Below are 15,611 nucleotides of genomic sequence, written 5' to 3' on the forward strand. Positions count from 1 at the left end.
CAATGACACTTGCACAAAAGCTGGAGCTGCTCACCACCATTCTCTTAAGCTCCTACTTCCTCATCATCACCTTTTCCTTTTTTAAGTTCAGGCTGGTTCGCAAACAAGAAGAGCTCAATAGTATTCTCGGCAATCTAAACCTGGCCAATAGTAAAACCGCCCTTAACAAGCACCTGGCGAAGGAATTCTCTAAGAATGACTATATACTCCCCGTGGTCTTCGTCACGATTATCAGCTCTTTGGGCATCTTTCTGCTTCTTTTAGGCTGGATGCTTTATGACTATGATGCCAGTGAGCCTATCAAAAGCATGCTATGGTCTGGCAGTGATTTCTGGGCAGACCCTGTTTATGGACGTGAGAAGAAGAGTCTGGCGATTGTGGCCTGGGCCATTGTCGGAGGTTTTATGAATGGGGCTCAGTATATCTACAGGAGATACACTACAGTAGACCTCACACCCAGCAACTTCTTCTCTGTTGGTATTCGCATGGTAGTAGCTGCTACCATTTCACTCATGATTTCCTATGTGCTGGGCATGGACGCACTCAATCAGTCGGGCTCGAATACTATTCTGGTTATTGCCTTTCTTACCGGTATGTTCCCTGAAAGGGGAATGAGATTTCTGCTGGACAAAACCAAGCAGCTATTACCTGGTGAACATAAGGCTGAGGCTTCCAACCTTCCGCTTGAAGCGATAGAGGGTATCAGCTATTTCCACAGGTTAAGACTCAATGAAGTAGGCATAGACAATGTCCAGAATTTAGCACACTATAACTTCCTGCTGCTTATTATTAAGACCCCTTTCCCTATGCGCATTTTGTTGGATTGGGTGGCACAGGCCAAACTCCAGATTGAGTTTCACGAAGAAGTGGGAAAGCTGCATAAGGTAGGAATACGCTCGGCTCTGGATCTCACCGAAGCGGTTGATGGTGACATTTCAAAGCTGGACAGGATAGCGCAGGCCTCAGGTATTGAACCTTTGAGCCTGGAGATCAATTACAACAACATCTCGAAAGACAAGTCAGTCTGGTTGCTCGACCAGTTCAAAACACACCTGGAAGAAGTTCGTTTTGGGTAGTTCCTACCCCTGGCTTCTAAAGAGGCAGGACTGTTTCAGACAGGAGTCCTTTCTATCTTGGGAAAAACGACAGGTTGGAATTCCAACTTCTGGGTATCTCAGGTTGTCTATTGTGATATGAAACGTTTACTTATGCTGATAGTCTTAACAGGCCTTCTCACTTCTTGCGGAGATAAATTCAACCCATGCAATGACGAATTTTCAGAATGTTCAGCTCCGGTAGAAAGTCATTGGGAGTTAAAGGAGATTTATTCAGATATCGGAAATGGCACCGGTTCCTTTAACCCTGTCGATTCAGACCGGTCTCTGACTTTTTTGACAGATGGCACTGTAATCAGTCGTGGTTCAATGTGTACCCTGGATGCCACTTCCACAGAAATTCATAGGGGAATGGTAAGCAGCAGTCAGGATGATCAATTGATTTTTGCCGGTTGCCAAAATGGCGATGAGGAAAGATCTCTCTATTTTGAAATCGAAGGAAATGAATTGAAAGTATATTTCATGTGTATTGAAGCCTGCGTTCATAAATACAAGCGTGTTCCGGTTAAATAGTGCTCTTAGTCTTGTCAGTATACAAACCTGTATTCAATTGAGCTTACCCCTCACCTTTAAAAGGGGTAATATTTTTTCTAACCAGATTCGTCTCTTTTCCATCTTGAGTGGAACGAAAGATCTGCCCAAGTACCAAAGAACAGTCAGACCACTGAATAAAAATGACCATGCTAAAAGACTAACATCTCAAATGTGCCATAACGTGCTTAAATATTCTTTAACTTAAAATCTAAGTTAGCTAGCAGTGCACCTTACACAAGGTTAGCAAAACCCGAAAATAGAAAATGCAGTATTTAGGATACGTTTTGGTAATCATTCACTTCGTCTTGCTGGTATGGTCCGCGGGCGGAATGGTTGAAATGATATCTGCCAAAGTGCCCTGGACACCGTATACAAATTTGGACTTTCCGACTTGGCTACTACCAATTCATTGGGGCTCAGTAATTATCACATCTGTTGGATTTTTGGTAGGCTATTTCTCTAAATGGAGTGGAACCCCTGAATTTATGCTGGCAGCATACACGATGCTATTCACTATTTGCGTGATAGAAACTTTTGGATTCATGACAAGTTCCACAAAATACATTGCCATGACTGCTGAGTTAGTGACTTACACAGTTATTCTGGTTTTAATGTTTAAGAGTAAATACTTTATTCAGTATTTCGGTTGAAGCCGAAGGCTTTCACAAGTCTGACTGATCAGGTATATCCCTCATTACACTCGGAACAAGAAACAAAGAGATAGATACTACACCACTATACCCGGTACCGTTGGATATAACTGTAAGCCCCACCAGAAGGGAGTTGGATATCACCGACCAATCGGTGAAGACACCGATTGTGGCAGCCCCTAAAGGGGTATGACTGTTTTTGGTCAAGGATGTTCGCCTTCTCGAGTGAAACGAAAAATCTGACCAGAGTCATGGCTCAATTTCACTTAGACAGTCTTTCTATCCCACTTTGAAAACCCGACTTATATGCCTGACTCAAAGGAATATTCCTGCCCTCAACACTGATCTGATAGGACTCAAAAGACTTCACATGCTGCAGGTTGACAATGTACGACTTATGCACTCTGATAAATTCCTGAGGTAATTTTTCTTCCAGATCCTTCATCGTTTGAAGGCTTAAAAGCTTGCCTGATGCCGTATGATAAGTAACATAGTTTCCGGTACCTTCCAGATAATATATTTGATCCAATCTAAGTCTGTGAGTCTCCTTGCCACTTTTTACCAGAATAAATTCCTGCTCATGTTTAGCATCAAAATCAGGTTGTGTATCCGTCTTAGTACCCAATTCAATGGCTTTATTGCATGCCTTTAAAAAGCGGACAAATTCAATCGGCTTCAAAAGGTAATCGACTGCCATCAGGTCGAACCCTTCAACAGCATAATCAGAATAGGCTGTTGTAAAAATAATCATGGGTGGATTCTTAAGGGATCTCGCCAACTCCACCCCACTCAAATCAGGCATATTAATGTCCAGAAACATTAAATCAACCGGATTGGACTGTAAAAAACTAAGCGCATCAAGTCCATTTCTAAAACTTCCTACCAGTTCTAATCCAGGCACTTTACTGATGTAATCCACCAATAACTCAGAAGCCATGGGCTCATCTTCTACATTGATAGTTCTTAACTTTTTCACTGACCTAGTCTTTAGCTTCGTTACAATCTATTCGAATCTGAACATGAAAAACACCTTCACTATTTTCTATTTTCAATTCGTGCCTATCCGGATAGATTAAAGATAGTCTTTGCCTGGAATTTGCCAGACCTATGCCTCCCACTCCCTTCGAATTGCTTGAATGAATACTGTTTTCTATGCTAAAGTTGACGACTCCATCTTCAACCGCAAGATCACTCTTAATGAAGGATTCCTTGGAGAGTGAAATACCATATTGAAAAGCATTCTCGATAAATGGAATAAAAAGAAATGGAGCAATTTTAACTGATTCCATATGTCTAGGCCAATTAAATTCAAGTTTTATCGGATCCTCATCATTAAACCTCATCCTTTGCATCTCAATATAGTTCTGCAGATACTCGATCTCCTTTAACATAGATACTCTATTCGTACTGGTCTCATAGAGCATATACCGCATCATGCCGGCCAATCGTGATAGTTGACTGGCTGTTGCCATATCTCCACTCTTCCGACTCATGGCAAAGAGATTATTCAAAGTATTGAAGAGAAAATGAGGGTTGATCTGATTTCTAAGAAAATTCAACTCGGCTGATAACTTCTCACGTTCTAAATCCTTCTTTTTCTGATTATCAATCACCCAGATTCTAAAGAACCCATAACCGAATGAAAGGAACAGGAACAAGAAGTTGAAGGAAATAACCATCCCTATCAGTTCTGAATCAAGAATCGATACAGCTCTTCCTAAATACTTGAGGAGTAAGTAATCGAAGAGGACTTCAATGGCTGAAAAACCCAGAAACATTAACCCCAATCGGGAAAAATACTGGATCCTTCTTCCCGCGGCCAGATACCTGACCATAAGGAACCTCGAATTGCCATAGAAGATAAAGACATTAATGACAGTCCCCCATAGTGCCGACCAAAACAAACCTCCATCAGCTGCCCGAAAGTATCCCATAGACAGGTCAAATGGCGGCCATACCAGACAGCCATAGGCAATGACCCATACTCCTATTTCAAAAATCCGAATAGCCGTTTTCATTGATACAATCTATACTTATTGATTCAAATACTAACCCTACATTGACCAACTCCGCTATATTCTTGACAAATAGGCTCAAATCAATGATATCTTACGATATCAACTATTTTGAATCATATGAATAGTACTTTAGGTGATTCATGGATTGCTTTTTTTAATTCCAATCATCACTGACATATTTGATCCAAAGTCAAAAAAATGAAAAAGATCTACATAGTATTAATGAGCGTGTTACTCAGTACGCTCAGCTTTGGTCAAAGCAAATCAGAGAAAATCGATGAGTTCCTGAACTTGTTAAATGACAACAATCAGTTTATGGGAGTGGTATCCATTTATGAAAATGGAGCATTGAAGTATAGCCATTCCGCAGGCTTCCTCGATACTGAAAATGGAACAAGCCTCAATACCGACACCAAATTCAGAATAGGTTCTATTAGTAAAATGTACACTTCGGTATTGGTTTTCAAAGCCATTGAATCTGGTAAACTCAAGCTGGACACTAAGCTATCCAAATACTTCCCACAAATTAAAAATGCCAAACAGATTACTATTTCACAGCTTCTGCAGCATCAAAGTGGCATTCCCAATTTCACCAATTCCCAGGTTTACCTGTCTAAAATGTACACGGGAATGACAGAAGATGAGGTGATTGACTTGATCTTAAGTATGCCAGTTGAACTCGAACCCGGAACTGCCTTTTCCTACTCCAACTCAAACTTCTATTTGCTGAGTCTTATTCTGGAAAAAGTGACAAAGAAGTCCTTCTCAAGCTTGCTCAAAGAGCAGATCACTCAACCATTGGATTTAGAAAACACATACTATGGACAAAAGACCAGACCTGAACAAAATGAGGCATACTCCTTTACCATTGATGGAACAACTGGCAACTGGCAAAAGTCCGGTGAAACAGAAATGAGCATTCCTAAAGGTGCAGGTGCTATTGTTTCAAATCAGAGCGACCTGAATGCATTTATACAAGCCTTGTTTGAGGGAAAATTGGTTTCTCAAAACAGCCTTGAGCAAATGATGAGTCTCAAAGAAGGTTTCGGCCGTGGAATGATGGTTTTACCTTTTTATGAAAGACAAGCTTACGGTCATTTAGGATCGATAGACGGTTTTGAATCATGCCTCGTCTACTTTCCTGAAGATAAAATCAGCCTGGTTATTCTAGCCAATGCCATAGGTAGCTACAGCTTCAACGATGTGGGTTTGGGAGTACTGAGCTTCTGGTTCGACAAGGACTTTGATTTACCCAACTTCTCACAAAAACCAGTAACACTGTCTCAGACAGAATTAAAAGCTTTTGAAGGCACCTTCAGTAACTCGACACTGGGATTAAACATCAAACTTTGGGAGCAGGATGGTGCACTGATGGCACAAGCCGATGGTCAGTCAGGTTTTGCATTAGAAAGCTTTGAAGGTGATGTCTTCAAATTTGCTCCTGCAGGAATTATTATGGAATTCAATCAGGAAAGAACAGAATTCACCCTGATTCAGGGGGGTGGCAGATATATCTTCAAAAAGAACTGATCTTACTTCAGTAGCCGGATGATCTCACTCATCCGGCTCACTTGGATATAGCAGTAAGCCCGTTCACGGAATGGAACATCATCAGCCAATCGGTGAGGACACCGATTGAGGCAGCAGTAGGTGCAAATGCCCCTGGCCCCTAAAGGGGTATCACTTTATCACATCGGTTTACTCATCTGGATGTCTATCTTAGGTGAAATTAAAGAGGTGCCAAAAACTGTCATATAGCACGTCATTCCCGCGCAGCCTACCTTGATTGGCAGATAATGCGGGAATCCCTAAGATCTCTTAATTCCCAACCATAAAGAGCATTGTCTACTTAATGATCATTAACCAAAATGAATGGCATGCGCATGACCGCTCCGGTACCGTCATTGCGAGAAATAAAACCTGTGACAACAAGGTTTTATGACGAAGCAATCTACCTAAAGACACGGTGCAGGTTTTCTTCCCTCGCCTCAAAATGGGCATAACTATTTCTGATCAGGTAGCCCTTTTTCATCTTGAGTGAAACGAAAGATCTGCCCAAGCCTGAGAGAACAGTTAGATCCCTCCTTGCACTCGGGATAGGATAGAAGGGTGGAATTCTAAACCCTAAGCAAGCCTAGCGTTTACAGATTTTACTGAATTCACAATAGCCACAACGTTCCAAATCATCAGTTTGAGTAAAAGGAACAGCGGGGTCGTAAATTTCAGAAATCAAACGATTCAACCGAGCCCCAAAAGCCTCAATCTCCAGATCAGACAGGACTTCTCCCCTCTTCAACCATTGGGTACCCTGACTTAAACTCTTCATAGTGGTAATGCCTACCTTAATGGGTTGTTCTGCATGTGGACGCACCAACACGGCATATAAATAACCCTGGAAACCAGATTTATATTTAGGGTCATGGAAATGAGTTTCCAGTATTTCTTCTTCTGATTTAGCAGGCCTTCCCTGAGGAACAAAATCTACTTTACCTGTTTTGTAGTCAGTAATACGTAAGACTCCGTCCTTTTCATCCATTCGGTCAATAGTCCCACTGACTCTTACAGAACCGACCTCAGGCACAGCCACTATTTGCTCATAACCTTCCTGCTCCAAACCAACCACTTTAAAGGGGGCATCAGCCAAATCCAGGTCAAGGACCTTTTGGATAAGCTGTTCCATCACCTCCTTGGTTACCAGGTCGCGGCCTGTCAGATGTTGATGATCCTGAACGATCATATTTCTCTTCAAAGAATCGATTAGTTGCTTTTCTACCTGAGCTTTGAGCAGTTTGATCTGTTCCTTTTCTACAACCCGATCTACCCAGGGTTGATAGAGAAACTCCAGCACTTCATGCACCACAATTCCGAGGTTTCTGGCATCAATGTCTTCTTCTACATCATCCAATTCTCTAAAACCAGCCACATTCTTCAGGTAGAACTTAAGCGGACATGTGATATAGTTGGTCAATGAAGTTGGAGATAAAAACCGGCTTTCCTCAGCTTCTGAGGTGAACCGCCTGAGCAAGCCAATAACGTCATCGTTTTTTTCGACAGCTATTTTGACATCACTCGGAGCACCCGGCACAAGACCTTCATAATTCAAGGTCTGAACCCGATAGTGAGCTAAAGGCTTATATCGCTTCAACTGCTGCAGGATGAAACGGCTCTTCTCTCCAGTTGAATCTCCCTCAGTGGAGTTGTCATAGATAAAATGTATGTCTTCTGCCCGCTGTATCAGTCGCTTGAAGTGATAGGCATAGATAGCATCCTGCTCTTCAAAAGTTGGTAAGTCGAACACACGTCTTAACCCAAATGGGATATATGAATTCAGACTTCTGGCTGTTGGCAATTTCCCTTCATTGGCAGAAACCACAATTACATGCTTGAAGTCCAGCGTTCTGGTTTCCAGAAAACCCATGATCTGCACCCCTCTGACAGGCTCTCCTTCGAACGGAATCTTCACCGCCCTGAAGTGTTCCTGAATAATCTTCCTGATTAGCTTCAGGCTAAAATCCTGACGATCTTTGAGGTAGTCATTCAATTGATTGAGTGACTTTAGAAAGAAGTAAATAAACTCCTGATCCGTAGTGCCGGTGTTTGCTTCTTTGAAAGAATAGAAGACTGCCGTCAAATACTGCTTCAAAGCCGCATATATCTCCGACCATTCCAAACCGGCATTGAGCAGGTCTTTTAACTGAGTAGAATGAATTCTCTCCTGAAGCTCACTACTCAGCACTCTGGTTCTTTTCTCCTGGATGAACCACTGAGTCAGTTGCTGATATATCTCCGGTTGAAATACTGAGGCGTACGCATTGGAAAGAAACGGGCGAAGATCATAGGTGTGAAAAACAAGTCCCTTTTCAGTCATTCTGGACTTTCTGACCAGCTCCAGATAGCTCAACACAAAGTCGAAAACCACAGTGGCTTTCATGGGATAACCCATGGTCACATTCACTTTGTGATGCTGCATGGGCATACTGTAGAGTAAGGGAATTAACAGCTTCTCATCGGCCAGCACTACAGCTGTTTCTTCAGGCTTGGCACCCTGATCGAGTAGTTCTGTTACTTTTCTGGCAGCTAATTGTGCCTGCGCCATGTTTTGAGGAACCGAGTGAAGTGTTACCTGCCTCTCTGCTTCTAAAGAATCAGCATCAAATACAATGCTCTCCGGCCACTTCTTTAAATAATCCCGAAGGAAATCACCTGCTTCTTCTTTGGTTTCGTGGAGATAATAGCCATCTAAATCCCAATACAGTTTAGCTCTACCGGCCTTTACCAAAGCATCGAAAATCACTTCTTCTGCTTTTGAAAGGGCATTAAACCCACAGAAATGATACTGTTGGAAACTGTGGTCGAAAGACTCCTGAGAAAGGATATTGGCCAGGTTTCTGTAAAGCATACCTCCATAGGCCTTTTCTTCCCTGGCCAATTCTTCCTGATACACTTCATAAACTGCTCCTACCTCTTTCCAGATTTTGAGAAACTCGGTCAGCAGCTTAGTCTTTTCCTGCTTTTCAGTCAGTGTTCTGTACCTGGCGATAATGTCCCTGAACTCATCATTATAACCAAACACATTATCGATCTCTTTGATATTCTGAAGGGCTGAATAAATCTGTTTGGCACCCGCCATATAACGGTCTATCTCATCATAATCCTTCAGAATAATCTTTCCCCAGGCATAGAAGTCGTCAAATTCCAATTCACGGTCTTTGGCCTGATAGATCTTGTAGAGGTGAAATAATAGGGTTAGCTCATCGGTGATGGTCATTCCCGTCATGCGTTGAACAAACTCTTCAATACTGAATATGGCAGGCAGCATAAAGTGCTCGTCACCATAAGCCGACAGCAAGGCCCTCTTAAAGAACACTCCTCCCCTTTTGGTTGGGAAGACAAAACAGTGGTGCTTTAAATCAGCCAATTGGTCTGAAGGAAGTTGACCTACAAGTAGTTGATGAAAGGTTCTCATAGCTTCACCTCCTTCACCAAAACTGGTTCAACATAAATGAGGTAGCCGGAAACCTCAGCATATCCCATTGCCTGCATGGCCTTCATATAGCGCCTGACCTGTTGATGATGCGATTCACTTTCCACCTCTTTTTTATAATCAATCACAATGGACTGGTTACCCTTAATCAATAGCCTGTCTGGCTGATGTTCTCTGCCCTCAAACCAAATGCTTCTTTCATTATATACCTCGAAATCACCGGAGAACCACTGCCCGATATCAGGACTCTCAAAGAGCTTTAGAATACGTTCTTCCACCTGCGATAATACTTCCCGACTAAGTTCTCCCGATTGAAGTCTTTGATGCAATACCATGGACAGGTCTTCCTTTAGCCTGATATCTGACAGTACATCGTGCACCTGATTCCCCAGTGTGATATTCTTAGCCTGCTCTGTCTCTTGCAGCATAAAAAATCGATCTGAATCATTCCTGATGGTCAACTGATCCAGGAAAGAGGTTTCAGGATAAATCTTCAGTGTTTCGCTGCCTAACTCATTGGAGGCTTTGCCCAGTTGATTATGATCCTGACCCAGGTGATACCTGATAGCACCTTCCTCTTCAGAGAGTACAAGTCCAATTTCTTCCAGCAAGCCAATCAAGAATTGATGAACCTGTGCTGTTCCGGGTTTTGTTTGAGGTGCGGAAAGATAAAGTTTCTCACGTGGTCTTGTGAATGCCACATAAGTCTTATTGAGAATATCGAGCGCACTTTCCTCTGCCTCTTTCAGGTAGTCCTGGCTGAAATACGAGTCAGAAAGGAGCTTCCGGTTGAAATCAAGGGGAATATACTTTAGCTCATCGTACTCTGGCGGGACATGACCTGTCCAGAACTGATGGATAGTCGGCCTGGGTAAAATATCCCAATTGGTAAATGGAATGAACACAATGGGTGACTCCAGGCCTTTGGATTTATGGATGGAAAGAATTCTGACTGCACTGATTCCTTCACTGGTGGAAACAGTTTGATTCTCTCCTTCCTTATCCCACCATTCTAAAAATGAAGCTATAGAGTTTCTACCCTTCTGGCTTTGCTCCAGCACAATATCCAGCATCTGCTGCAGGTAGATATCGGACTGATCTCTCAGGTTGAAAATAATGAGTAACTCACAGACCAAATCAAACAGCGACTGCTGCTTAAGCATATGAAGATTTTGAGTGAAAGCAGCGGGAAAACCTGCCTCTTCCAGACTAATCCGCTGTTTTCTGGCCGTGAGCATTACTTTGGAGTTTTCAATCTGCGCCAGTCGCTGATATAAAACGGTCAGGCTAAGTGTCTGCACCTCATCTTTATCTGACTGCAAATAGGCCAGTAATTCCAGCAGAAACATCACCAGATCACTTTGCTGCAACTTCAAAGATTCTCCGTTGATAAAAGGAATCTTCTCCAACATCATGCGATTGGCAATATCTCCTATCTCGCTATTCCGATTGACTAACACGAGCATATCTTTGAGTCCATAACCCTTTTCCAGATTAGTTCTGATTTGTGCAATCAGGTTATCAATGGCCTGCTCTTTCCATTCATCAGATTCAAAAAAGGCGATATCCACATAACCACCCTCTTGCTGCTTAATATCTTGTTGGTGACCTTGAAAGGCCAGTTCAAATAAATCGCTTTGGGTTAAAGATTCATTTTCCCTTAAGGCCTGAGGCAGCCTGTCAAACAAATTGTTATTAAAACTGACTATCTGACTGAGGCTTCGATAGTTATCTGAAAGATTCTTATCGGAATCATTTGGATAAAAGAGGCCCAGTTCCTCTTTAATCTGACTCAACAGGAGCCGCATGTTACCTCCTCTGAAGCGGTAAATAGACTGCTTAACATCTCCCACTATTAACACCTCATGTCCCTCAGAAAGGGCATTGATGATCAATGGTTTGAGATTAGACCATTGAAAGTTGGAAGTATCCTGAAACTCATCGATCATAATGTGCTTGTAGAAACTGCCCAGCTTCTCAAAAATAAAGGGAGCATCGGCTTCCTGTAGCACCTCTTTCAGGATGATATTGGTATCAGACACGAGCATCACATTGTGCTCATCCCGATAGTCCTTCAGTTTTTGGTAAAGGGATTCGAGTAATCCGAAAGCATAAATATTCCTCAGAATTGCCTTAGCCGTATTGTAGTTTTCTTTTTCCTTTTCGATGAAGTGAAGGGCATCATGACCAATAGGGTTTAACTCATCGGTTCCCACCTGACAAGCCAGGTCAAAGTTGGGACTCTTCTTAGCTCCCCATTGATCTGTACCATCGAGTGCGCTCATAAACCGCTTCTTGCTATCAATCTGATAGTCTAGCTTCTCCAGGGCATAGAAAGCTCCAATAGCACCACCTCTGGCATAGTGCAGATCTTCTACCTTCAGACCATTCCTACTCAATACCTGAAAGGCCTTTTCAGCAAATGACTTAAGCCTATTTTCAAAAACTCTGACTTCCTTCTTGAGCTGATCGATCAGTTTTTTAAGGGCCGGGAGATCCACTTTCTGGGCGTTGAATCCATCCTGAAAAGCCTCGCTAAACAGGTTCTTACCTAGTTTTTGTATTTGCTGATCTACATTCCAGCTTTTATCATTTTCAATCTGATCTTTAGAAAACTGAGTCAACCACTGCTTGATTTCCGGTTGATCATCGAGTTCCCTAAAGAGATTATCTATGGTTTCGGAGAGTGCTATTTCCGTATTCATCTCCACCTCATAGCTCAATGGAAGGTTAAGCTCTCTGGCAAAGGATTTCAGTACCCTGGTGAAGAAGCTGTCTATAGTAGAAACCTCAAACCGACTATAGTGATGTATAATCAGGTCATAGGCCTCGTTAGCCCTGCCAGCCAGACCTGCAGCATCCAGGTCTTCTAATTCCTGAAGAAGTACTTGCTTCAGGTCACCTCCTTCTCCATTGGCAAGGGCTTCCAGGTTTTTCAATATCCTGGATTTCATTTCTTCGGTAGCCTTATTGGTGAATGTAATGGCCAGGATATGCCTGTAATCCTGAGGGTTAATGATCAGTAATTTGATGTATTCCTTCACCAGAGTGAAGGTCTTTCCAGATCCGGCAGAAGACTTGTAAACGGTTAGGGCCAAAGCTTGTATGGTTTGACCTGAAATTAAAGAAACCTCATTGAAAAAAGACTACCTCACCAACTTTAAAGTACCACGATAGGTATCTTCTATGAGGCGACCATTTACTTCAGTAGTGTAGAAGATTATGTAGGAATAGTTTCCAGGCTGCACAGGATCTCCATTGTAGCTTCCGTCCCAGCCTTCATCCAGTTCTTCCGTGGCAAAGATTACTGTACCCCATTTGTTATAGATCTGCATGGCGTAGCTCAGAGCACAATCCGCTACCGGCTTAAATACTTCGTTGTTACCGTCTCCATTGGGGCTAAAAGCATTTGGCACATACACCTTCGGCTGACGCTCAGGAATATTTACCTGCACATTGATTTCACAGCCATTAGCATCCACTATCCTGACAGTATAATCTCCGGCTGCCAGTCCGGTTGCTCTTTGATTATCGATGGTTGGTGTATTGCTCCAATAGAACTGGTAATCCGGGGTTCCTCCCTTGGCCTGCATGTAACCAATACCATTGTTCTCACCGGGGCAGGCAGGAGACTCAAGAAAACTACTCAGGTCTGCAGCCAGTTCTGTCGTTTCGCTCACTTCGAATTCATGAGTAAAATTACATCCGTTAGCATCCGTAACTTTCACCTGATAATCACCCGGTGACAACCCATCGAGAAAGCCTTCATTGGTTTGCCTGTTCAGTCCATTCCCTGACCACTCGTATTGATAATTATTATTGGCAAAGAGCGTTCCTCCTCCAACCAGCAGGGTCACCTGGCCATTATCATCTTCATAGCATAATGGACCTTGTATCATGGCATCGATCAGTTCCAGCACTGGAGGGTCGACCAGGTTGATGACTTTCTCTACAGAACAGGCAATTTCATCAGTCACCAACACCCTGTACTGCCCTGACTCCAACTGAGTCAGGGTAGTTGAACTGCCAAATCCATCTTCCCATTCAATCAGGTAGCTACCCGGTTTACCTCCGTTAATAGTCAGGTCAATCCGTCCATTACTTTCAGCAAAACAGGCCGGGTTTATGACTGTTTCAGTAATAGTCAATTGATCATATATATCAACATAGAGAGTGTCTGAGACGCCTTCACAATCACTGATGGATGGATTCCGTTCCGTATACCAAAGCTTTCCTACTCCGGTATTTCCCCAGTTTACAGAAACTGAGCTACCATTTGAATTTCCCTGAATACTTCCATTAGTATTGGTAAACCATTGATAAGTAGACCCATTGGTTGGGTTAACAAAATAGGTCTTTAGCACTCCCTGATTGGCACAGGCTTCATTAGGATATTGCTCTGCCGACTTTGGTACAGCGGGCTGCAATTGGTTGTCTACCACCACGGGGTAATCAATTGGACGACTAAAGCAGCCATCACTATTCTGTACTATCAGCCGTAAGCGTGCATTGGCATTACTACCATCCCAGTCAACGGTGACCTGATCTGCATTGGCACCCGAGACGATGGTACCTCCTTCTACAGTCCATTGATAACTATTAGACTGTGTTGTGTTGACCCTATATTGAATTCCGGTAGCGAACTCACATACCGACTGGGGGCCTTCCAGGTTTTCAACACCAAAACCTGAAACCTCAAGGCTCTTGGGGATTAAGAAAGCGAGATTCGCACATCGCTCCTGACCATCACTGACATAAAGAATAACATCGTAAACACCCCCCTCTTCATAGGTATGAGTAACTGATAATCCTGTTGCCTCGGTGCCATCACCAAAGTCCCAGATATAGGTGTCGTAAAGATTTAAAGGGTCCGCTACATTCAGGAATGAAGCATCAAAAGTGAGTTCTGTCTGTGCACAAACCTTGAGTCCGGGTTCAATCACCTGTCCATCGACCAATAAGTCCACTTCTTCACTAAAGCTCTGTATACCTGCCAGATAACCGTATGCTTCTTCTCTTCCGTAACCATAAATGTAGATCAGAACACCTTCATCTGAGTCGATAAAGTGGTCACCAGGACTTACCTGAAATACACCATAGCGGGTACCATCTAACACTTCCATTTGATCTGTGATGTCCTGATTGTCCAGATAGACTTTACCATTACTACATTCAGCGGTTATCACTGAGATATAATATTCCTGAATTTGAGAGGCATTAAAAGCCGTAAAATTGAACTGCTTCACCCGTTGTTGCACCGGAGCCAGATTGATGAGGAAGGGATCAGAAATGGATGCGCCATCACAATCCGAACTTTTGCTCAATTGGGCCACCAGGATGGGTTTATTGGATTCAATAAACCTGGCTTCATCGAAATCAATAATGGTATAGGTATCAGCTGCGTTCAGCTCGATGTCAGCATAGCCTTCAATCTTAATGAGGGTATTGTTAAAGGGAGCCACTATCTTAATCAAATCTCCGCCATTCCGCTTCGTGTAGGGAACGGGTAAATATTTCTTTCCTAAAGCTGTTAAAGGTGGTACCTGCTCGTACAAGTGATCTTGTAAGGTACCGCAGTTGCTCACATTGGTAAATTCACTTCCTCCAAATAAGGCGAAGCCATTGTCACCTTGCACCTGTTTTAGAAAAGTCCCGCTCAAATCTCCTGCAGCCCTCAGATCAAACACCTGTCCTCTATTGAGGGTAATGGTATGCGTTTCGCCCTTATTCCACCCATTCATGGCGTTAGTAGAAGGAATAATCTCAATTTCTGAATTGTCTTCTGTACCCACCAACACCAGGTTGGAACCACTTGAACCATCAACGAATTGAGATTCCGCATGGGCCATAGCATAGTATTCCTTTCCCAAAGACCTGGTCGGATAAATAGTAGAAGCATCGGCACTCGTAGCCCTTTTATTAATAGCATAAACACTTATATCCTGATCAGAGGTGATATGGATACCATTATCAGAAATCCCATTTCTGGCTGATCTCAGTTCTCTGGGAAGTATCACTAAACTCGAACGGCCGGGAGTCAGGGCTTTTGTATTGGTGTAATCGCCCAAAGGTGTTTCCAAAACTACAGTGGCATGATGTGAGGATATGAGATAAATCTCCAATGCCTGATCCGGTTCATCAGAGTTATCGAAAAAGCCTACCCAAAAGTCTCTGCCTTCACTACTTACCTGTGCTGCTGAGTCATGAACACCTGCCAGAAAGCACAGTATCGTGACTAGTAGTGTAGATAGTCTGAAAAGTTTAAAGCTGACTTTTATCATGGGTCTGAATCAATAATACCCACAGTAAA

The 15,611-nt window shown here is 42.9% G+C and carries 8 protein-coding genes; 3 read left to right on the forward strand and 5 right to left on the reverse strand.

Going from position 1 to position 15,611, the window contains the following annotated elements:
• Positions 1–2: 2 nt before the first annotated feature.
• Both ACOOEY_RS02730 and ACOOEY_RS02735 read left to right on the forward strand, forming a co-directional pair.
• On the forward strand, positions 3–1,076 hold the full coding sequence (locus ACOOEY_RS02730; RefSeq protein ID WP_420387140.1) for a hypothetical protein: 1,074 nt from the start codon (positions 3–5) through the stop codon (positions 1,074–1,076).
• Positions 1,077–1,208: 132 nt separating this feature from the next.
• Positions 1,209–1,628, forward strand: coding sequence for a hypothetical protein (locus ACOOEY_RS02735; protein WP_420387141.1), 420 nt, complete (start codon positions 1,209–1,211; stop codon positions 1,626–1,628).
• 933 nt (positions 1,629–2,561) lie between these two features.
• Here the strand turns inward: ACOOEY_RS02735 and ACOOEY_RS02740 are convergent.
• Entirely contained in the window at positions 2,562–3,275 is a 714-nt protein-coding gene (locus ACOOEY_RS02740) for a LytR/AlgR family response regulator transcription factor (RefSeq protein WP_420387142.1), read from the reverse strand.
• A 4-nt stretch (positions 3,276–3,279) separates the two neighbouring features.
• Positions 3,280–4,317 carry a sensor histidine kinase gene (locus tag ACOOEY_RS02745; RefSeq protein ID WP_420387143.1) on the reverse strand — a complete coding sequence of 346 codons (1,038 nt, stop codon included), beginning with the start codon at positions 4,315–4,317 and terminating at the stop codon, positions 3,280–3,282.
• A gap of 198 nt (positions 4,318–4,515) precedes the next feature.
• Between ACOOEY_RS02745 and ACOOEY_RS02750 the strand changes: the two genes are divergently transcribed.
• On the forward strand, positions 4,516–5,847 hold the full coding sequence (locus tag ACOOEY_RS02750; protein ID WP_420387144.1) for a serine hydrolase domain-containing protein: 1,332 nt from the start codon (positions 4,516–4,518) through the stop codon (positions 5,845–5,847).
• A 604-nt stretch (positions 5,848–6,451) separates the two neighbouring features.
• Here the strand turns inward: ACOOEY_RS02750 and ACOOEY_RS02755 are convergent.
• Genes ACOOEY_RS02755 through ACOOEY_RS02765 form a run of 3 tightly spaced genes read right to left on the reverse strand, consistent with a single transcriptional unit; the run spans position 6,452 to position 15,582 of the window.
• Complete coding sequence (locus ACOOEY_RS02755) at positions 6,452–9,283, reverse strand: PD-(D/E)XK nuclease family protein (protein WP_420387145.1); 2,832 nt, start codon at positions 9,281–9,283, stop codon at positions 6,452–6,454.
• Positions 9,280–12,399 carry a UvrD-helicase domain-containing protein gene (locus ACOOEY_RS02760; RefSeq protein WP_420387146.1) on the reverse strand — a complete coding sequence of 1,040 codons (3,120 nt, stop codon included), beginning with the start codon at positions 12,397–12,399 and terminating at the stop codon, positions 9,280–9,282. The genes ACOOEY_RS02755 and ACOOEY_RS02760 overlap by 4 nt, the downstream gene beginning before the upstream one ends.
• Positions 12,400–12,447: 48 nt before the next feature.
• Positions 12,448–15,582, reverse strand: coding sequence for a PKD domain-containing protein (locus ACOOEY_RS02765; protein WP_420387147.1), 3,135 nt, complete (start codon positions 15,580–15,582; stop codon positions 12,448–12,450).
• Between the last annotated feature and the right edge of the window lie 29 nt (positions 15,583–15,611).

The organism is Roseivirga sp. (genome assembly GCF_965216855.1).
In the GTDB taxonomy this organism is placed as follows: Bacteria; Bacteroidota; Bacteroidia; order Cytophagales; family Cyclobacteriaceae; genus Roseivirga.